This window comes from Serratia sp. CY44782 (genome assembly GCF_052168715.1).
In the GTDB taxonomy this organism is placed as follows: domain Bacteria; phylum Pseudomonadota; class Gammaproteobacteria; order Enterobacterales; family Enterobacteriaceae; genus Serratia; species Serratia nevei.
On the sequence record NZ_JBJNME010000010.1, the window covers coordinates 208,819 to 229,181 of the forward strand.

Consider the following 20,363-nt stretch of genomic DNA (forward strand, 5'->3'; position numbering starts at 1 on the left):
TGTCGATGGAACCGCCGTCTGGCGGTTCCATACTATCCAGCCAGAATTACACCGGTGGCAGGCCCTGCAGCGTGATTCTCACCTCAGGCGCGTTTCATCGGCTGAAATCCCCAATACTAATACTGCTTCTTAGGACAGAACACCATGGCAACCAATGCAAAACCCGTATATCAGCGTATTCTGCTTAAACTGAGTGGCGAAGCCCTGCAAGGTGCAGAAGGTTTTGGTATCGACGCCAGCGTTTTGGATCGCATGGCTCAGGAAGTGAAAGAGCTGGTCGAACTGGGAATTCAGGTCGGTGTAGTTATTGGCGGCGGGAACCTGTTCCGCGGCGCGGGCCTGGCGCAAGCCGGAATGAACCGCGTAGTGGGCGACCACATGGGAATGCTGGCTACCGTGATGAACGGCCTGGCTATGCGTGATGCACTGCACCGTGCCTATGTGAACGCCCGCCTGATGTCGGCGATCCCGCTGAACGGCGTATGTGACAATTACAGCTGGGCAGAGGCTATCAGCCTGCTGCGCAACAACCGCGTGGTGATCTTCTCCGCCGGTACCGGCAACCCGTTCTTCACCACCGATTCCGCCGCTTGCCTGCGCGGTATCGAGATCGAAGCGGACGTGGTGCTGAAAGCCACCAAAGTGGATGGCGTATACTCCGCCGATCCGGTGAAAAACCCGGATGCGACGCTGTATGAACAATTAACCTATCAGGACGTGCTGGAGCGCGAGCTGAAAGTGATGGATCTGGCGGCGTTTACGCTGGCCCGCGATCACGGCTTGCCGATCCGCGTGTTCAACATGAACAAGCCTGGCGCGCTGCGCCGCGTGGTGATGGGTGAGAACGAAGGTACGCTGATCAGCAAATAAGGCTGTTCACACCCCTTTTCGGTGCGCGTGACGCCAGGCGCCGCGCGCTCTCCGAGTACGATTACGGGCTATACTTGAGTATCGCCTGCCAAGTAACCAGCTTCCAAGGGTTTGCAACGTGACTAATGAAATCAGAAAAGATGCTGATTCACGCATGGAAAAAAGCGTAGAAGCATTCAAAAACCAAATCAGCAAGATCCGCACCGGCCGCGCTTCTCCAAGCATTCTGGACGGCATCATGGTGGAATACTACGGCGCCGCTACGCCGCTGCGCCAGTTGGCCAACGTGACCGTGGAAGACTCCCGCACGCTGAAAATCAACGTGTTCGACCGCAGCCTGAGCCAGGCCGTTGAGAAAGCGATCATGAGCTCCGATCTGGGCCTCAACCCGTCTTCCGCCGGTTCTGACATTCGCGTTCCGCTGCCTCCGCTGACCGAAGAACGTCGTAAGGATCTGATCAAGATCGTACGTGGCGAAGCCGAGCAGGGCCGCGTAGCGGTGCGTAACGTGCGTCGCGACGCTAACGACAAGGTCAAGGCGCTGCTGAAAGACAAAGAGATCAGCGAAGACGAAGAACGTCGTTCACAAGACGAGATTCAGAAAATGACCGACGCTTACATCAAGCTGGTCGATGCCGCGCTGGCAGAGAAAGAAAAAGAGCTGATGGATTTCTAATCAGCATCGCGCAGAAAAAAAGCGTCGCCTGGGCGGCGCTTTGTTTTTTGTGGCGCAGATCCCGTTTCATCGTACTGAAAGATCATGGACAAGCGGTGTCCAAGGTTCCACACTGGAGCACCTCCGATCTCATCAGACAGTTATTCAGAGTGAACTCATGAAGCAACTGACCATTCTTGGCTCGACCGGCTCGGTAGGGACCAGCACCCTGGCCGTGGTCAGGGCGAATCCCGACCGTTTTGCGATCAAAGCACTGGTGGCCGGCCGCAACGTCGCGGTCATGGCGCAGCAATGCATGGAATTCCGGCCCGCCTTTGCCGCGATGGCGGATGAAAGCGCCGCGCGCGAACTGCGCGCCATTCTGGCGGAAAACGGCGTCGCTACCGAGGTATTGGCAGGAGAACAAGCGGCCTGCGAACTGGCGGCGTTGGATGACGTCGATCAAGTGACGGCAGCGATCGTCGGCGCCGCAGGGCTGTTACCGACGCTGGCGGCGATCCGCGCAGGCAAGCAGGTGCTGCTGGCCAACAAAGAGTCGCTGGTCACCTGTGGCCGTCTGTTTATGGATGCAGTGCGGCAAAGTCAGGCGCAGCTGCTGCCGCTCGACAGTGAGCACAACGCGATTTTTCAGAGTTTGCCTGAGAGCATTCAGCGTCAGTTGGGATACTCTTCACTGGACAGTCATGGTGTTTCGCGCATCGTGCTTACCGGCTCCGGCGGCCCGTTCCGCACCACGCCGCTGGAGCAGTTCGCCGCGATGACGCCGGATCAAGCCTGCGCCCACCCGAACTGGTCGATGGGCCGCAAGATCTCGGTGGACTCCGCCACCATGATGAACAAAGGTCTGGAATATATTGAGGCCCGCTGGCTGTTTAACGCCTCGGCCGAGCAAATGGAAGTGATCCTGCACCCGCAGTCGGTGATTCACTCGATGGTGCGCTATGCCGACGGCAGCGTGCTGGCGCAGCTGGGTACGCCGGATATGCGCACGCCGATCGCCCATGCGATGGCGTATCCGCAGCGCGTAAACTCCGGCGTGGAAGCGCTGGACTTCTGCCGCATCGGTTCGCTGACCTTCGCCAAACCGGAGCGCGAGCGCTATCCTTGCCTGTATTTGGCGATCGAAGCGTTCGACGCCGGCCAGGCGGCGACCACCGCACTGAACGCGGCCAATGAAATCGCCGTGGCGGCATTTTTGCAGCAGCAGATTCGCTTTACTGACATCGCCGCGGTCAACCGCCAGGTGGTGGAGTGCCTCGCGCTGCAGGAACCGACGTGCATCGAAGCGGTCTTAGACATTGACCGCCAGGCGCGCGTCGCCGCCGAGGAGCGCGTTCGCGCGTTGCGCGGTTGATCACGGCGATTATCCGATTTTGCTCGTAATTCGCGTGTGCCGCAGCGGGGCCGTTTGTTCATGCCCCGCTGAGGTGGTATAGTCTGCGCCACCTGTCAGCGGTTATACCGTTGAATTATGGCCCGATTGGTGCCCTGTGCGCCAATGGCGACCCGGCTGCGCCGTGTATCGCGAGGGCAGGCTGAAAGCCGTGTCGGGCACACGGCTTTTTTTGCGCGTAAGGGCCTGATGTTCCGGAAAGGCAGTTATATTTCTATTGAGGAAATAAGTACGAGTTATGTCGTCCGCAAACCAACAAGAGGCTAATCCATCTTCCCCGGGGCCGCGCCATGTCGCCATTATCATGGACGGTAACGGACGCTGGGCCAAACGTCAGGGCAAGTTACGTGTCTTCGGTCATAAAGCAGGGGTGAAATCGGTTCGCCGTGCGGTCAGCTTTGCCGCCAGCCACCATTTAGATGCACTCACGCTTTATGCCTTCAGCAGCGAAAACTGGAATCGTCCGGTGCAGGAAGTCTCCGCCCTGATGGAGCTTTTTGTCCGTGCTCTGGATAGTGAAGTAAAAAGCCTGCATAAACATAACGTCAGGCTGCGGGTGATCGGCGATATCAGCCGGTTCAGCTCGCGTTTGCAGGAGCGGATACGCCGTTCTGAAGCACTGACGGAAAATAACGATGGCCTGACGCTCAATATCGCTGCCAACTACGGCGGCCGTTGGGATATCATTCAGGGAGTAAGGGAACTGGCCGAACGGGTACGGGTGGGAGAGTTGCACCCGGATCAGATCAGCGAGGAATTATTGAGCGAGCGGGTTTGCATGAGCGACCTGGCGCCGGTGGATCTGGTTATCCGCACCGGTGGCGAGCATCGCATCAGTAACTTCCTGCTGTGGCAAATCGCCTATGCTGAACTTTACTTTACTGATGTGCTCTGGCCTGATTTCGATGAACTTGTCTTTGAAGGTGCGCTGAATGCATTTGCACAACGTGAGCGCCGCTTCGGGGGAACAACACCTATCGGCGCCGATGCGTCCTAGGGAGAACTTTTGCTGAAGTATCGCCTCATAACTGCTCTGATTTTAATCCCGATCGTTATCGCGGCGCTGTTCTTGTTGCCGCCGCTGGCCTTTGCTCTGGTAACGCTCGTCGTGTGCATGTTAGCAGCCTGGGAGTGGGGCCAACTGGCCGGTTTTACCTCCCGTCCGCAGCGCATCTGGCTGGCGATACTGTGTGGTTTCTTGCTGGCGCTGATGATGCTCAGCGTCCCCGCGTACCATCAATCTGTGCCGCAGGTGAGCGGTTCGCTGTGGCTGTCGTTGGCCTGGTGGCTGGCGGCGCTGCTGCTGGTGCTGTTCTACCCCGGTTCGGCCGCTATCTGGCGCAATTCGCGCCCGCTGCGTTTGCTGTTCGGCCTGCTGACCATTGTGCCGTTCTTCTGGGGCATGCTGGCGCTGCGTCAGTTCGGCTACGAGCAAAACCCGTATACCGGCGCCTGGTGGCTGCTGTACGTGATGCTGCTGGTGTGGGGCGCGGATTCCGGCGCCTACATGTTCGGCAAGCTGTTCGGCAAGCATAAACTGGCGCCGAAGGTTTCGCCGGGCAAAACCTGGGAAGGGTTGATCGGCGGCCTGCTGACGTCGGCGGTAATTTCCTGGCTGTTCGGCCGCTATGCGCCACTGAACGTGGTGCCGACCACCCTGTTGGCCTGTTCGGTGATTGCCGCGCTGGCTTCGGTGCTGGGCGATTTGACCGAAAGCATGTTCAAACGCGAAGCGGGCATCAAGGACAGCGGTCATTTGATCCCCGGTCATGGCGGTATACTGGATCGTATCGACAGCCTGACCGCGGCGGTGCCGGTGTTTGCCTGCCTGATGCTGTTGGTGTTTTAATCCGTCGATGACGGAAAGTGAGGGATGATGGTCAGCGTGCTTTGGAACCTGGTGGCGTTTCTGATTGCGCTCGGTATCTTGATTACCGTGCACGAGTTCGGACACTTTTGGGTTGCCCGTCGTTGCGGCGTGCGCGTTGAGCGTTTCTCCATCGGCTTCGGTCGCGCGCTGTGGCGCCGTACCGATCGCCAGGGCACCGAGTACGTCATCGCCTTGATTCCGCTCGGCGGCTACGTGAAGATGCTGGACGAGCGCGTAGAGTCGGTAGCGCCGGAAATGCGCCATCAGGCCTTCAACAATAAAACCGTCTGGCAGCGCGCGGCCATCATCAGCGCCGGCCCCATCGCCAACTTCCTGTTTGCTATCCTTGCCTACTGGCTGGTGTTCATCATCGGCGTGCCGAGTTTCCGCCCGGTGATCGGCGAAATCGCGCCGCAATCCATCGCCGCCAAGGCTGAAATTTCGTCTGGAATGGAACTAAAGTCGGTTGACGGCATCGAAACGCCTGATTGGGAGTCAGTTCGTCTGGCGCTGGTGGCGAAGATTGGCGATGCGCAAACCGAAGTCGGCGTCGCGCCGTTCGGCTCTTCGCAGGTAGTGACCAAAACCCTGGATTTGCGCCAGTGGAATTTTGAGCCGGACAAGCAGGATCCCGTTGTCGCGTTGGGCATTATGCCGCGCGGCCCGCAGATTGAATCCGTGTTGGCGGAAGTGCAGCCTGACTCGGCGGCGCAAAAGGCGGGTTTACAAGCGGGGGACAGGATCGTTAAAGTCGATGGTCAGCCGTTGGGTCGTTGGCAGACGCTGGTGAAGCGTATCCACGATGGCCCGGGGCAACCGCTGGCTTTGGAGATTGAAAGAAACGGCGCCCCCTTGTCTTTGACGCTGATACCGGATACAAAGCCGGTGGGAAAAGACAAATCGGTGGGATTTGCAGGCATCATTCCAAAGGTGTTGCCGCTGCCGGACGAGTATAAGACGATTCGCCAGTATGGACCGTTCCCGGCGCTGTATCAGGCCGGCGACAAGACCTGGCAGCTGATGCGGCTGACGGTTAACATGCTGGGCAAATTAATAACCGGTGATGTAAAGCTGAACAACCTGAGTGGCCCGATCTCGATTGCACAGGGAGCAGGGGCGTCAGCCGGAGTCGGGTTCGTGTATTATCTGATGTTCCTGGCGTTGATTAGCGTCAATCTGGGTATCATCAACCTGTTCCCATTACCGGTGTTAGATGGTGGGCATCTCCTCTTCCTGGCGATAGAAAAGCTGAAGGGTGGGCCGGTTTCCGAGCGAGTACAGGACTACAGCTACCGCATAGGTTCGATCGTGTTGGTGTTGTTGATGGGTCTTGCACTTTTCAATGATTTTTCCCGCCTCTAGGGGCGGGGATAGGTTAGGAAGAACGCATAACAACGATGGCGATGAAAAAGTTGCTCATAGCGTCGCTGCTGTTTGGCAGCGCCACCGTATACGGTGCAGACGGGTTCGTAGTGAAAGACATTCATTTCGAAGGCCTGCAGCGAGTCGCCGTCGGTGCGGCGTTACTCAATATGCCGGTTCGCGTCGGCGATACCGTCACTGACGATGACATCAGTAATACCATCCGTGCCTTGTTTGCCACCGGCAACTTCGAGGACGTGCGCGTACTGCGCGATGGTAATACCCTGATCGTGCAGGTGAAGGAACGTCCTACCATCGCCAGCATCACTTTCTCCGGCAACAAGTCGGTGAAGGATGACATGCTCAAGCAGAACCTGGAAGCCTCCGGCGTCCGGGTGGGCGAGGCGCTCGACCGCACCACGATCTCCAGCATTGAAAAAGGGCTGGAAGACTTCTACTACAGCGTCGGTAAATACAGCGCCTCGGTGAAAGCCGTAGTCACGCCGCTGCCGCGCAACCGTGTCGACCTGAAGCTGGTGTTCACGGAAGGGGTCTCCGCCAAGATTCAACAAATCAACATCGTCGGCAACCATGCCTTCACCAACGACGAACTGATCTCGCGCTTCCAACTGCGTGACGAGGTGCCGTGGTGGAACCTGGTCGGCGATCGCAAATACCAGAAGCAAAAACTGGCGGGCGATCTCGAAACCCTGCGCAGCTTCTATCTGGATCGCGGCTATGCCCGCTTCAACATCGATTCTACCCAGGTGAGCCTGACGCCGGATAAAAAAGGCATCTACATCACCATCAACATCACCGAAGGCGATCAGTACAGGCTTTCCGATGTTGTCGTGAACGGCAACCTGGCCGGCCACTCGGCGGAAGTCGCTCAGATCACCAAGATCGAACCGGGCGAGCTGTATAACGGCAGCAAGGTGACCAAAATGGAAGACAACATCAAAACGATGTTGGGCCGTTATGGTTACGCCTACCCGCGCGTCGGCACTCAGCCGGAGATCAACGACGCGGATAAAACCGTCAAGCTGCACGTCAACGTTGATGCGGGCAACCGCTTCTATGTGCGCCGCGTCAAGTTCGAAGGCAACGACACCAGCAAGGATTCCGTACTGCGCCGCGAAATGCGCCAGATGGAAGGCGCCTGGCTCGGCAACGAACAGGTCGAACAGGGTAAAGAGCGTCTGAACCGCTTGGGCTACTTCGAGACGGTTGACGTGGAAACCCAGCGTGTGCCGGGCACCGCCGATCAGGTCGACGTGACCTACAAGGTGAAAGAACGCAACACCGGTACCTTTAACTTCGGCGTCGGTTACGGCACCGAGAGCGGCGTCAGCTTCCAGGCCGGCGTGCAGCAGGACAACTGGTTGGGTACCGGCTACTCTGTCGGCATCAGCGGCACCAAGAACGACTATCAAACCTATACCGAACTGTCGGTCACCAACCCATACTTCACCGTTGACGGTGTGAGCCTGGGTGGCCGCGTGTTCTACAACGACTTTAAAGCGGATAACGCGGACCTGTCCGACTACACCAACAAGAGTTACGGTGTTGACGGCACGCTGGGCTTCCCGATCAACGAAAACAACTCGTTGCGCACCGGCCTGGGTTACGTCCACAACGGCCTGTCGAACATGCAGCCGCAGATCGCCATGTGGCGTTATCTCGAGTCGATGGGCAAGGATCCGAACAAAACCGACCGCGCGAGCTACTCGACGGACGACTTTACCTTGAACCTGGGCTGGACCTACAACAACCTGGACCGCGGCTACTTCCCGACTTCGGGTAACCGCACCACGTTGAACGGCAAGGTCACCATTCCAGGCTCGGACAACGAATACTATAAGGTGACGCTGGACAGCGTACAGTACGTGCCGATCAACGACGACCGCACCTGGGTGCTGTTGGGCCGCGGCCGTTTGGGCTACGCGGATGGGCTGGGCGGCAAGGAAATGCCGTTCTATGAGAACTTCTACGCCGGTGGTTCGAGTACCGTGCGTGGCTTCCAGTCCAATACCATTGGTCCGAAGGCGGTGTATTACAACTCCAACTCGTACCAGTGCCAGTTCAACGCCGGCAGCACCACCGATCGTCAGAGCATCTGCGGATCGGATGACGCGGTGGGCGGTAACGCCATGGCGGTTGCCAGCCTGGAGCTGATCACTCCGACGCCGTTCATCAGCGAGAAATACGCCAACTCGGTGCGGACGTCGCTGTTCATCGATGCGGGTACCGTGTGGGATACCAAGTGGAAGAATACCAACGAAACGCTGATGTACGGCGTGCCTGACTACAGTAAGGCCAGCAATATTCGTTCTTCCGCCGGTATTGCGCTGCAGTGGATGTCGCCGCTTGGGCCGTTGGTGTTCTCTTACGCCAACCCGATCAAGAAATACGAAGGCGACAAGTCCGAACAGTTCCAGTTTAACATCGGTAAGACCTGGTAACGGGTCTCGCCTCTGGGCATAACAGTTATTAAGAATCGCAATGGCCAGGCGCCCGCCGGCAGAGGGAGATGATTCTCATTGTTTGGTGGAATAAGTCTGGCAAATTGTGTACTTCAGTGTCATATGACACAAATGGGTGATGGTAAGGAGTTTATAGTGAAAAAGTGGTTGTGTGCCGCAGGCCTCGGTTTAGCAATGGCTGCTTCAGCTGGCGTTCAGGCAGCAGATAAGATCGCTGTCGTTAACGTCTCCAGCATTTTCCAACAGCTGCCGGCCCGCGAAGCGGTCGCTAAACAGCTGGAAAACGAGTTTAAAGGCCGTGCAAGCGAACTCCAGAACATGGAACGTAGCCTGCAGACCAAAATGCAACGTCTGCAGCGTGACGGCGCTACCATGAAAGCCAGCGACCGCAGCAAGTTGGAAAAAGACGTGATGGCGCAGCGCGAGCAGTTCTCTCAGAAAGCGCAGGCTTTCGAGCAGGACAACCGTCGTCGCCAGATGGAAGAGCGTAACAAAATCCTGAGCCGTATCCAGGACGCTGTGAAATCTGTCGCCAGCAAAGGCGGCTATGACGTGGTGATCGACGCTAACGCCGTTGCCTACGCAGACTCTTCCAAAGATATCACTGCTGACGTGCTGAAACAGGTTAAATAACACATGCTTTCAATTCGACTGGCTGATTTAGCGCAGCAGTTGGATGCACAATTGCACGGTGATGGCGATCTCGTCATCACCGGCATTGCTTCTATGCATTCGGCACAGCCTGGCCAAATCACGTTTTTGTCAAACAGCCGCTATCAAGAGCAGCTGTCTTCCTGCCAGGCAAGCGCCGTGGTGCTTACCGAAGCGGACTTACCACACTGCCGTACTGCGGCGCTGGTGGTTAAAAACCCTTACTTGACCTACGCGCGCATGGCGCAGCTGATGGATACCACGCCGGCGCCGGCGCAGGATATCGCGCCAAGCGCGGTGATCTCGCCTGAAGCGCAGCTGGGGCAGAACGTCGCCATTGGGGCGAATGCGGTGGTTGAGTCGGGTGCGGTGCTTGGCGATAACGTGGTTATTGGCCCGGGCTGCTTCATAGGCAAACACGCACGCATCGGCGCAGGTACGCGTCTGTGGGCGAACGTCACGATTTATCATGCGGTTGAAATCGGTCAGCGCTGCCTGATCCAGTCGGGCACCGTGATTGGCGCGGACGGTTTCGGCTATGCGAACGAGCGCGGCGAGTGGATCAAAATTCCTCAGTTGGGCACGGTGATTATCGGCGATCGCGTCGAAATCGGCGCTTGCACCACCATTGACCGCGGCGCTTTGGATAACACCCAAATCGGGAATGGTGTTATCATCGACAACCAATGCCAGATTGCACATAACGTCGTGATTGGCGACAATACGGCCGTCGCCGGCGGCGTGATCATGGCCGGCAGCCTGAAAATCGGCCGCTACTGCCAGATCGGCGGTGCCAGTGTGATCAACGGTCACATGGAGATTGCCGACAAGGTTGTTGTTACCGGAATGGGAATGGTTATGCGACCAATCACCGAACCTGGGGTATACTCTTCGGGCATTCCGTTGCAGCCTAACAAGGTTTGGCGTAAAACCGCTGCGTTGGTGATGAATATCGATGAGATCAGCAAGCGCTTGAAAGCTGTCGAACGTAAAGTCGGAAAAGACTAATCATTGCCGCCCGCCCTGGCGGGTACAAAACGAAACGCGTTGGTCGTGAGACCAAAAGCGCAAAGAGATGTTAATTTGCGGCCTGCATGATGATCTCCTTTTGGGGTCAGCGCAGGCCGTGTTGTTGATGCCATCAGTTTTTAGAGACAGGAAGAGTATTTTGACTACTGACACTCATACTCTGGATATTGCAGAAATTTTGGATCTGCTTCCTCACCGTTACCCGTTCTTGCTGGTCGACCGCGTCCTCGAGTTTGAAGAGCACAAATATCTGCGTGCGGTGAAGAACGTATCGGTGAACGAACCGTTTTTCCAGGGCCACTTCCCTGGCAAACCGATTTTCCCAGGCGTATTGATCCTGGAAGCCATGGCGCAGGCCACCGGTATCCTGGCGTTTAAAAGCGTCGGCAAACTGGAACCGGGCGAGCTGTATTACTTCGCCGGTATCGACGAAGCGCGCTTCAAGCGCCCTGTGGTGCCAGGGGATCAGATGGTCATGGAAGTCACCTTCGAGAAAACTCGCCGCGGCCTGACTCGCTTCAAAGGCGTAGCGACCGTTGACGGTAAAATTGTCTGCGAAGCAACCATGATGTGTGCCCGCAGCCGGGAGGCTTAATCCGTGATTGACCAAACCGCCTTTATCCATCCTAGCGCGATAGTCGAAGAGGGCGCCGTGATCGGCGCCAACGTGCATATTGGCCCTTTCTGCTACGTCGGCTCCCAGGTGGAAATCGGCGCCGGCACGGTGCTGAAATCCCACGTGGTGGTGAACGGCATTACCAAGATTGGCTGCGATAACCAGATTTATCAGTTCGCTTCCATCGGTGAAGTGAACCAGGATCTGAAATACGCGGGTGAACCGACGCGCGTTGAAGTGGGCGATCGCAACCGCATCCGCGAGAGCGTCACCATTCACCGCGGTACAGCGCAGGGCACCGGCCTGACCAAAGTGGGCAGCGACAACCTGCTGATGGTCAACGTGCACGTTGCCCACGACTGCGTGGTCGGCAATTCTTGCGTGTTGGCCAACAATGCCACGCTGGCGGGGCACGTGGAAATCGACGATCACGCCATCATCGGCGGCATGACGGCGATCCACCAGTTCTGCATTATCGGTGCGCATGTGATGGTAGGCGGTTGTTCCGGCGTTGCTCAGGACGTGCCTCCTTTCGTCATCGCTCAGGGCAACCACGCGACGCCGTTCGGCGTCAACGCGGTCGGCCTGAAGCGTCGCGGTTTTGACAAGGATGAAATGCAGGCGATCCGCAACGCCTACAAAATCCTGTATCGCAGCGAGAAAACGCTGGATGAAGCGAAAGCGGAAATCGAAGCCCTGGCCAAAGAGCAGCCGGTGGTGCAGCAGTACCTCGATTTCTTCACCCGTTCAACCCGCGGCATCATTCGCTGAGTTATGTCGAATCGTCCATTGACTATCGGATTGGTCGCCGGAGAAACCTCCGGTGACATTCTCGGCGCCGGTTTGATCCGCGCGCTCAAGGCGCAGATCCCCGACGCGCGTTTTGTTGGCGTCGCCGGCCCGCTGATGCAGGCCGAAGGCTGCGAAGCCTGGTACGAAATGGAAGAGCTGGCGGTCATGGGCGTGGTGGAAGTGCTTGAGCGTTTGCCACGCCTGTTGAAGATCCGCAAGGATCTCACCCGCCGCTTCGACGAGCTGCGGCCGGACGTGTTTGTCGGCATCGATGCGCCGGACTTCAACATCACGCTGGAAGGCCGCCTCAAGCAGCGCGGTATTCGCACCATCCACTACGTCAGCCCTTCCGTGTGGGCCTGGCGGCAAAAGCGCGTTTTCAAAATTGGCAAAGCCACCGATCTGGTGCTGGCCTTTCTCCCTTTCGAAAAAGCGTTTTACGATCGCTTCAACGTGCCTTGCCGGTTTATCGGCCATACCATGGCGGATGCCATGCCGCTTCAGCCCGATCGGCTGGCGGCGCGCGCCCAGCTTGGCATCGCTCCGCAGGCGCGTTGTCTGGCCTTGCTGCCGGGCAGCCGCGGCGCCGAAGTCGAGATGCTGAGCGCCGACTTTCTCAAAACAGCGCAGCTGCTGCGCACGCGTTATCCCGAGCTTGAAGTGGTAGTGCCGCTGGTTAACGCCAAACGGCGCGAGCAGTTTGAGCGCATCAAGGCGGAAGTGGCGCCGGACCTGACTGTACACCTGCTGAACGGCCAGGGACGCGAGGCGATGATCGCCAGCGACGCGGCGCTGCTGGCGTCCGGCACGGCGGCGCTGGAGTGCATGTTGGCCAAGTGCCCGATGGTGGTGGGCTATCGCATGAAGCCGTTCACTTTCTGGCTGGCGCAGAAGCTGGTGAAAACGCCTTACGTTTCGCTGCCGAACCTGCTGGCGGGGCGCGAGATCGTCACCGAGCTGCTGCAGCATGACTGCGTGCCGGACAAACTGGCCGCCGCCGTGATGCCGCTGCTGGAAGAGAGCCCGCAAACCGAAGCGTTGAAACAGACTTTCCTTACCTTGCACCAAAGCATCCGTTGCGGTGCGGACGAACAGGCCGCTCAGGCTGTGTTGGAGCTGGCGAAAGCATGATTGAACCCTTTATCTATCCCGCTGCCACGCTGATTGCCGGTGTGGACGAAGTGGGCCGCGGCCCGTTGGTTGGCGCGGTGGTCACCGCCGCCGTGATCCTCGATCCGGCGCAGCCGATCGTCGGGCTGGCGGACTCCAAGAAACTCAGTGAAAAACGCCGCCTGGCGCTGTATGACGAAATCGTCGCCAAGGCGCTCTCCTGGAGCCTGGGGCGCGCCGAGCCGGCGGAAATCGACCAGCTGAACATTTTGCACGCCACCATGCTGGCGATGCAGCGTGCGGTGGCCGGGTTGCATATCGCGCCGGACATGGTTTTAATCGACGGTAACCGTTGCCCGAAGCTGCCGATGCGTTCGCAGGCGGTGGTGAAGGGCGACAGCCGCGTGGCGGAGATCAGCGCGGCGTCCATTCTGGCGAAGGTCACGCGCGATCGCGAAATGGCCGAGCTGGACAGCGAGTTCCCGGACTACGGTTTCGCGCAGCATAAAGGCTACCCGACCGCCTTCCACCTGGAGCGGCTGGCCGCGCTGGGCGCCACCGAGCACCACCGCCGCAGCTTCGCGCCGGTGAAAAGGGCGCTGGCGCTGTAGTCTGCGGGCCTGGTTGACCAGGCTCGATGATAGCATTAACCCGGGCTCAGCCTGCTGAGCCCCTTCAATCAGGTATCTGGAGATGGCCGAACCTCGTTTTATTCACCTGCGCGTCCACAGTGACTACTCCATGATTGATGGATTGGCCAAGACGGCGCCGCTGGTGAAAAGAGCCGCCGCGTTAGCCATGCCTGCTCTGGCAATCACCGATTTCACCAACCTGTGCGGGCTGGTGAAGTTCTACGGCAGCGCGCACGGCGCCGGGATCAAACCGATCATCGGCGCGGATTTTCATGTGCAAAGCGAAGAACTGGGCGACGAACTGGCTCAGTTGACGGTGCTGGCCAGCAACAACGAAGGCTACCAGAACCTGACGCTGCTGATTTCCCGCGCCTATCAGCGTGGCTACGGCGCCGCCGGCCCGACCATCGATCGCGACTGGCTGATTGAACATCGTGAAGGGCTGATTCTGCTCTCCGGCGCGCGTCAGGGCGATGTCGGCAAGTTTCTGTTGCGCGGCAATCAGGCGCAGGTGGATCAGTGCCTGGACTTCTACCAGCAGCACTTCCCGGACTGTTACTACCTGGAACTGATCCGCACCGGCCGCCCGGACGAAGAGAACTACCTGCATGCGGCGGTGGCGCTGGCCACCGAGCGCGGTTTGCCGGTGGTAGCCACCAACGACGTACGCTTCCTGGTGGAAGACGACTTCGACGCCCATGAGATTCGCGTCGCCATTCACGACGGCTTTACGCTGGACGATCCCAAGCGGCCGCGCAACTACAGCCCGCAACAATATATGCGCAGCGAAGACGAGATGTGCGAGCTGTTCGCCGACATCCCGGAAGCGCTGCTGAACAGCGTCGAGATCGCCAAGCGCTGCAACGTCACCATTCGCCTCGGCGAATACTTCCTGCCGCAGTTCCCGACCGGCGACATGAGCACCGAGGACTTCCTGGTACTCAAATCGAAAGAGGGGCTGGAAGAGCGTCTCGAGTTCCTGTTCCCCGATCCTGAAGTGCGCGCGCAGCGCCGCCCGGAATACGACGAGCGTCTGGACGTCGAGCTGAAGGTGATCAACCAGATGGGGTTCCCCGGCTACTTCCTGATCGTGATGGAGTTTATCCAGTGGTCGAAGGACAACAACGTGCCGGTGGGGCCGGGGCGTGGCTCCGGTGCCGGTTCGCTGGTGGCCTATGCGTTGAAAATCACCGACCTCGATCCGTTGGAATTCGACCTGCTGTTCGAACGCTTCCTGAACCCGGAACGTGTCTCGATGCCCGACTTCGACGTCGACTTCTGCATGGAGAAGCGCGACCAGGTAATTGAGCACGTGGCGGAGATGTACGGCCGCGAAGCGGTATCGCAGATCATCACCTTCGGTACCATGGCGGCGAAAGCGGTTATCCGCGACGTGGGCCGCGTGCTGGGGCACCCGTACGGCTTCGTCGATCGCATCTCCAAGCTGGTGCCGCCGGATCCGGGCATGACGCTGGAAAAAGCCTTCGCCGCCGAACCGCAGCTGCCGGAAATTTACGAGGCCGACGAAGAGGTCAAGGCGCTGATCGACATGGCGCGCAAGCTGGAAGGGGTGACGCGCAACGCCGGTAAACATGCCGGTGGCGTGGTGATCGCGCCGACCAAGATCACCGACTTCGCGCCGCTGTACTGCGATGCCGAAGGGCACCATCCGGTGACCCAATTCGACAAGAACGACGTGGAATACGCCGGGCTGGTGAAGTTCGACTTCCTCGGTCTGCGTACCCTGACCATCATCGACTGGGCGCTGGAGATGATCAACGCCCGGCGCGCCAAGACCGGGCTGGAGCCGATCGACATCGCCGCCATTCCGCTCGACGACAAGAAAAGCTTCGACATGCTGCAGCGCTCGGAAACCACGGCGGTGTTCCAGCTTGAATCGCGCGGCATGAAAGACCTGATCAAACGTCTGAAGCCCGACTGCTTCGAAGACATGATCGCACTGGTGGCGCTGTTCCGTCCGGGGCCGCTGCAGTCGGGCATGGTGGATAACTTCATCGACCGTAAGCACGGCCGCGAAGAGATCTCCTACCCGGATATCCAGTGGCAGCACGAGTCGCTCAAGCCGGTGCTGGAACCGACCTACGGCATCATCCTGTATCAGGAACAGGTGATGCAGATTGCCCAGGTGTTGGCCGGCTATACCCTGGGCGGCGCGGACATGCTGCGCCGTGCGATGGGTAAAAAGAACCCGGTCGAAATGGCCAAGCAGCGCGGCGGCTTTGAAGACGGCGCAAAATCACGCGGCATCGACGGCGAACTGTCGGTGAAAATCTTCGACCTGGTGGAGAAATTCGCCGGTTACGGCTTTAACAAATCGCACTCCGCTGCCTATGCGCTGGTGTCGTATCAGACGCTGTGGCTGAAGGCGCACTACCCGGCCGAGTTTATGGCGGCGGTGATGACCGCCGATATGGACAACACCGACAAAGTGGTGGGGCTGGTGGACGAATGCTGGCGCATGGGGCTGAAGATCCTGCCGCCGGACATCAACAGTGGCCTGTATCACTTCCACGTCAACGACGACGGCGAGATCGTTTACGGCATCGGCGCCATCAAGGGCGTGGGGGAAGGGCCGATCGAGGCCATTATCGAGGCGCGCAACAGCGGCGAACAGGGGTACTTCAAAGACCTGTTCGATCTCTGCGCGCGCTCCGACATCAAGAAACTGAATCGCCGCATTCTGGAAAAGCTGATCATGTCCGGCGCGTTCGATCGCCTCGGGCCGCACCGCGCCGCGCTGATGAATTCGCTCGGCGACGCGTTGAAAGCGGCGGATCAGCATGCGAAAGCCGAAGCGATCGGCCAGGTAGATATGTTCGGCGTGCTGGCGGAGGCGCCGGAGCAGGTGGAGCAGTCCTACGCCAATATCGCCCCCTGGCCGGAGCAGGTGGTGCTGGACGGTGAACGGGAGACACTGGGGCTGTACCTGACCGGCCACCCGATCACCCAGTACCTGAAGGAGATCGAACGTTACGCCGGTGGCCAGCGTTTGAAAGACATGCACCCGACGGATCGGGGCAAAATGACCACCGCCGTCGGGCTGGTGGTCGCCGCGCGGGTGATGGTGACCAAGCGCGGCAACCGCATCGGTATCTGTACATTGGATGACCGTTCGGGCCGCCTGGAAGTGATGTTATTCACCGAAGCGTTAGAAAAATACCAGCATTTGTTGGAAAAAGACCGTATCCTTATCGCCAGTGGACAGGTCAGCTTTGATGACTTTAGCGGCGGGCTTAAAATGATGGCCCGCGAGGTAATGGACATCAGTGAAGCCCGGGAAAAATACGCTCGCGGGCTTGCTATCTCGCTGACTGACAGGCAAATTGATGACCAGCTTTTGAACCGTCTCCGTCAGTCGTTGGAACCCCATCGATCGGGGACGATTCCAGTGCATCTCTACTATCAACGGGAAGATGCGCGAGCCAAGCTGCGTTTTGGCGCAACCTGGCGCGTGACGCCCACCGACCGCTTGTTGATAGACTTGCGGACGTTGGTAGGCAATGAGCAGGTGGACTTGGAATTTGACTAAAATAGGAATGCTATGAGTCTGAATTTTCTTGATTTTGAACAGCCGATTGCAGAGCTGGAAGCGAAAATTGACTCGCTGACTGCAGTCAGCCGTCAAGACGAAAAATTAGATATTAATCTGGACGAAGAGGTTCAGCGCCTGCGTGAAAAGAGCGTTGAGCTGACGCGCAAGATTTTTGCCGATCTTGGGGCTTGGCAGATTGCCCAATTGGCACGCCACCCGCGCCGTCCTTATACCCTGGATTATATCAAACACATCTTTACCGACTTCGAAGAGTTGGCGGGCGATCGCGCTTACGCCGACGACAAAGCGATCGTCGGCGGTATTGCGCGCCTGGATGGCCGCCCGGTGATGATCATCGGGCACCAGAAAGGCCGTGAAACCAAAGAGAAGATCCGCCGCAACTTCGGCATGCCGGCGCCGGAAGGCTACCGTAAGGCGCTGCGCCTGATGGAAATGGCCGCGCGCTTCAAGATGCCGATCATCACCTTTATCGATACCCCAGGCGCGTATCCGGGCGTGGGCGCGGAAGAGCGCGGCCAGTCCGAAGCCATCGCGCGCAACCTGCGTGAGATGTCGCGTCTGAACGTACCGGTCATCTGCACCGTCATCGGCGAAGGCGGCTCCGGCGGCGCGCTGGCGATCGGCGTGGGCGACAAGGTGAACATGCTGCAGTACAGCACCTACTCGGTGATCTCGCCGGAAGGCTGTGCTTCCATCCTGTGGAAGAGTGCCGACAAGGCGCCGCTGGCCGCAGAAGCGATGGGCATTACCGCGCCGCGCTTGAAAGAGCTGAAGCTGATCGACTCGGTGATCCCGGAGCCGCTGGGTTCCGCTCACCGCGACGTGCCGGCGATGGCCGCCGCGCTGAAAGCGCAGCTGCTGGCCGATCTGAAAGATCTGGATGGTCTGAACGACGAAGAGTTGCTCAACCGCCGCTATCAGCGTCTGATGAACTACGGCTACTGCTGAGTTCTGTTCTTCGCTGCAAGAAACCGCCTTCGGGCGGTTTTTTTTTGGCTACACACCGCCGGATTTTCGTGGTGTTATAGAGACTTGGCCGTTAACTGACAGGAGCTGTCGATGAATATCATCGCCATCATGGGCCCGACGGGCGTCTACTATAAAGATGAGCCGATCCGCGAGCTCCACGCTGCGCTGGCCGCCATGGGATTCCAGCTGGTGTACCCCAAAAACAGCGGCGACCTGCTGAAGCTGATTGAAGCCAACGCCCGCATCTGCGGGGTGATCTTCGACTGGGACGACTACAGCCTGGAGCTGTGCAGCGAGATCAACGAGCTGAACGAATACCTGCCGCTGTATGCCTTCATCAATACCCATTCCACCTTCGACGTCAGCCTGCATGAAATGCGCATGGTGCTCTATTTCTTCGAGTATGGCCTGAATGCGGCGGACGATATCGCGCAGCGCATCCAGCAGTACACCGCGGAATACATCGACACCATTACGCCGCCGCTCACCAAGGCGTTATTCAACTATGTGCGCGAAGGGAAGTACACCTTCTGCACGCCGGGCCACATGGCCGGCACCGCGTTTCAAAAAAGCCCGGTGGGCTGCCTGTTCTACGATTTCTTCGGCGCCAATACCCTGAAGGCCGACATCTCGATTTCGGTTACCGAGCTTGGTTCGCTGCTGGATCACACCGGGCCGCACCTGGAGGCCGAAGAGTATATCGCGCGTACCTTCAACGCCGAGCAGAGTTATCTGGTCACCAACGGCACCTCCACCGCCAACAAGATCGTCGGCATGTATTCGGCGCCGGCCGGCAGCACGGTGCTGATAGACCGCAACTGCCACAAATCGCTGTGTCACCTGCTGATGATGAGCGATATCGTGCCGATCTATCTGCGCCCGCTGCGCAACGCCTACGGCATCCTCGGCGGCATTCCGCAGCGCGAGTTTACCCGCGAAAGCATCGCCGCCCGGGTGCAGGAGACCGATAACGCCACCTGGCCGGTGCATGCGGTGATCACCAATTCCACCTATGACGGCCTGCTGTACAACACCGACTACATCAAGCAGACGCTGGAGGTGCCATCGATCCACTTCGACTCCGCCTGGGTGCCTTACACCAACTTCCATCCGATTTACGACGGCAAAAGCGGCATGAGCGGCGAGCGGGTGCCCGGTAAGGTTTTCTACGAAACCCAGTCGACGCACAAGCTGCTGGCGGCCTTCTCGCAGGCTTCGATGATTCATATCAAGGGAGACTACGACGAGAGCACCTTCAACGAAGCCTACATGATGCATACCACCACCTCGCCGCACTATGGCATCGTGGCATCGATGGAGACCGCCGCCGCCATGCTGCGCGGCAACCCGGGGCGCCGCTTGATCAACCGTTCGGTGGAGCGTGCGCTGCATTTTCGCCGTGAAGTGCAGCGGCTGCGCGAGGAGAGCGACAGTTGGTTCTTCGACATTTGGCAGCCGGAAGAGATCGATGAGGCGCAATGCTGGCCATTGGATCCGGACGACAACTGGCACGGTTTTGGCCAGACCGATCGCGATCACATGTACCTCGATCCGATCAAGGTGACGATCCTGACGCCGGGCATGAACGAGCTGGGTACGCTGGAGGAGGAGGGGATCCCGGCGGCGCTGGTGGCGAAGTACCTCGACGAGCGCGGTATCGTGGTGGAGAAGACCGGGCCGTACAACCTGCTGTTCCTGTTTAGCATCGGCATCGACAAAACCAAGGCGATGAGCCTGCTGCGCGGCCTGACCGATTTCAAGCGCGCCTACGATCTCAACCTGCGGGTGAAGAACATGCTGCCGGATCTGTACGCCGAGGATCCGGATTTCTACCGCAACATGCGCATTCAGGATCTGGCCGCCGGCATTCATCGCCTGATCTGCCAACACGATCTGCCGCGCCTGATGCAGCGGGCGTTCGACGTGCTGCCGGAAATGAAGCTGACGCCGCACCAGATGTTCCAGGAGCAGGTGCGCGGCAACGTGGAAACCTGTGAGTTGGATCAGCTGGTGGGCAAAGTGGCGGCCAATATGATCCTGCCGTATCCACCGGGCGTGCCGCTGGTGATGCCGGGGGAGATGATCACCGAAGAGAGCCGGGCGGTGCTCGACTTTCTGCTGATGCTGTGCTCGATCGGCGAACGTTACCCCGGTTTTGAAACCGACATCCACGGCGCCAAGCTGACGGAGGACGGGCGCTATCTGGTGAAGGTGTTGAAAGCCCCGCAGCCGTAATGCATAACACGCCCGGCGGTTTGGAAGATATGCCGGGCGTTCTCATTGACGGCATCACCGCCGCCGGATATTTTGCCTCATCAAACCGAACAGGAGAGGCC

16 protein-coding genes are annotated in these 20,363 nt (G+C 58.7%); all 16 read left to right on the forward strand.

The window, feature by feature from the left end; translation table 11 throughout:
* The first annotated feature begins 144 nt into the window (after positions 1–144).
* The 16 genes from pyrH to ACJ8HT_RS19960 all read left to right on the forward strand — a co-directional run bounded on the left by pyrH (position 145) and on the right by ACJ8HT_RS19960 (position 20,262).
* Positions 145–870: a UMP kinase gene (gene pyrH / locus ACJ8HT_RS19885; RefSeq protein WP_004931940.1), complete on the forward strand. Its 726-nt coding sequence runs from the start codon at positions 145–147 to the stop codon at positions 868–870.
* 118 nt (positions 871–988) lie between these two features.
* A complete protein-coding gene (frr, locus tag ACJ8HT_RS19890; protein ID WP_004931943.1) occupies positions 989–1,546 on the forward strand; it encodes a ribosome recycling factor in 558 nt (185 codons plus the stop codon).
* Between the two features lie 157 nt (positions 1,547–1,703).
* On the forward strand, positions 1,704–2,900 hold the full coding sequence (gene ispC / locus ACJ8HT_RS19895; protein ID WP_197653192.1) for a 1-deoxy-D-xylulose-5-phosphate reductoisomerase: 1,197 nt from the start codon (positions 1,704–1,706) through the stop codon (positions 2,898–2,900).
* A gap of 277 nt (positions 2,901–3,177) precedes the next feature.
* Positions 3,178–3,936 carry a (2E,6E)-farnesyl-diphosphate-specific ditrans,polycis-undecaprenyl-diphosphate synthase gene (gene ispU / locus ACJ8HT_RS19900; RefSeq protein WP_049198255.1) on the forward strand — a complete coding sequence of 253 codons (759 nt, stop codon included), beginning with the start codon at positions 3,178–3,180 and terminating at the stop codon, positions 3,934–3,936.
* 9 nt (positions 3,937–3,945) lie between these two features.
* Positions 3,946–4,788: a phosphatidate cytidylyltransferase gene (cdsA, locus tag ACJ8HT_RS19905; protein ID WP_049198254.1), complete on the forward strand. Its 843-nt coding sequence runs from the start codon at positions 3,946–3,948 to the stop codon at positions 4,786–4,788.
* 27 nt (positions 4,789–4,815) lie between these two features.
* Positions 4,816–6,171, forward strand: coding sequence for a sigma E protease regulator RseP (rseP, locus tag ACJ8HT_RS19910; protein WP_070913929.1), 1,356 nt, complete (start codon positions 4,816–4,818; stop codon positions 6,169–6,171).
* Positions 6,172–6,206: 35 nt separating this feature from the next.
* Positions 6,207–8,633 (forward strand): outer membrane protein assembly factor BamA, encoded by a 2,427-nt coding sequence (gene bamA / locus ACJ8HT_RS19915; protein ID WP_197653191.1) that lies wholly within the window; start codon positions 6,207–6,209, stop codon positions 8,631–8,633.
* 156 nt (positions 8,634–8,789) lie between these two features.
* Entirely contained in the window at positions 8,790–9,287 is a 498-nt protein-coding gene (gene skp, locus ACJ8HT_RS19920) for a molecular chaperone Skp (protein ID WP_004931958.1), read from the forward strand.
* Between the two features lie 3 nt (positions 9,288–9,290).
* The gene (lpxD, locus tag ACJ8HT_RS19925; protein ID WP_197653190.1) at positions 9,291–10,313 is read left to right on the forward strand and encodes a UDP-3-O-(3-hydroxymyristoyl)glucosamine N-acyltransferase; all 1,023 of its coding nucleotides are present in this window, start codon (positions 9,291–9,293) and stop codon (positions 10,311–10,313) included.
* 160 nt (positions 10,314–10,473) lie between these two features.
* Positions 10,474–10,929, forward strand: a complete 456-nt coding sequence (fabZ, locus tag ACJ8HT_RS19930) for a 3-hydroxyacyl-ACP dehydratase FabZ (protein ID WP_004931962.1) — start codon at positions 10,474–10,476, stop codon at positions 10,927–10,929.
* Between the two features lie 3 nt (positions 10,930–10,932).
* On the forward strand, positions 10,933–11,721 hold the full coding sequence (gene lpxA, locus ACJ8HT_RS19935) for an acyl-ACP--UDP-N-acetylglucosamine O-acyltransferase (protein ID WP_038878788.1): 789 nt from the start codon (positions 10,933–10,935) through the stop codon (positions 11,719–11,721).
* 3 nt (positions 11,722–11,724) lie between these two features.
* Entirely contained in the window at positions 11,725–12,873 is a 1,149-nt protein-coding gene (lpxB, locus tag ACJ8HT_RS19940) for a lipid-A-disaccharide synthase (protein WP_197653189.1), read from the forward strand.
* The gene (rnhB, locus tag ACJ8HT_RS19945; RefSeq protein WP_194572708.1) at positions 12,870–13,463 is read left to right on the forward strand and encodes a ribonuclease HII; all 594 of its coding nucleotides are present in this window, start codon (positions 12,870–12,872) and stop codon (positions 13,461–13,463) included. The genes lpxB and rnhB overlap by 4 nt, the downstream gene beginning before the upstream one ends.
* 82 nt (positions 13,464–13,545) lie before the next feature.
* The gene (dnaE, locus tag ACJ8HT_RS19950; protein WP_019455764.1) at positions 13,546–17,034 is read left to right on the forward strand and encodes a DNA polymerase III subunit alpha; all 3,489 of its coding nucleotides are present in this window, start codon (positions 13,546–13,548) and stop codon (positions 17,032–17,034) included.
* A 12-nt stretch (positions 17,035–17,046) separates the two neighbouring features.
* The gene (gene accA, locus ACJ8HT_RS19955) at positions 17,047–18,006 is read left to right on the forward strand and encodes an acetyl-CoA carboxylase carboxyl transferase subunit alpha (protein ID WP_004931972.1); all 960 of its coding nucleotides are present in this window, start codon (positions 17,047–17,049) and stop codon (positions 18,004–18,006) included.
* Between the two features lie 111 nt (positions 18,007–18,117).
* A complete protein-coding gene (locus ACJ8HT_RS19960) occupies positions 18,118–20,262 on the forward strand; it encodes a lysine decarboxylase LdcC (protein ID WP_197653188.1) in 2,145 nt (714 codons plus the stop codon).
* The last annotated feature ends 101 nt before the right edge of the window (positions 20,263–20,363 follow it).

Coding starts and splice junctions, on each gene's coding strand:
- pyrH (WP_004931940.1), top strand. CDS start 145: ATGGCAACCAATGCAAAACCCGTATATCAGCGTATTCTGCTTAAACTG.
- ispC (WP_197653192.1), top strand. CDS start 1,704: ATGAAGCAACTGACCATTCTTGGCTCGACCGGCTCGGTAGGGACCAGC.
- ispU (WP_049198255.1), top strand. CDS start 3,178: ATGTCGTCCGCAAACCAACAAGAGGCTAATCCATCTTCCCCGGGGCCG.
- rseP (WP_070913929.1), top strand. CDS start 4,816: ATGGTCAGCGTGCTTTGGAACCTGGTGGCGTTTCTGATTGCGCTCGGT.
- bamA (WP_197653191.1), top strand. CDS start 6,207: ATGGCGATGAAAAAGTTGCTCATAGCGTCGCTGCTGTTTGGCAGCGCC.
- lpxD (WP_197653190.1), top strand. CDS start 9,291: ATGCTTTCAATTCGACTGGCTGATTTAGCGCAGCAGTTGGATGCACAA.
- lpxB (WP_197653189.1), top strand. CDS start 11,725: ATGTCGAATCGTCCATTGACTATCGGATTGGTCGCCGGAGAAACCTCC.
- rnhB (WP_194572708.1), top strand. CDS start 12,870: ATGATTGAACCCTTTATCTATCCCGCTGCCACGCTGATTGCCGGTGTG.
- dnaE (WP_019455764.1), top strand. CDS start 13,546: ATGGCCGAACCTCGTTTTATTCACCTGCGCGTCCACAGTGACTACTCC.
- accA (WP_004931972.1), top strand. CDS start 17,047: ATGAGTCTGAATTTTCTTGATTTTGAACAGCCGATTGCAGAGCTGGAA.
- ACJ8HT_RS19960 (WP_197653188.1), top strand. CDS start 18,118: ATGAATATCATCGCCATCATGGGCCCGACGGGCGTCTACTATAAAGAT.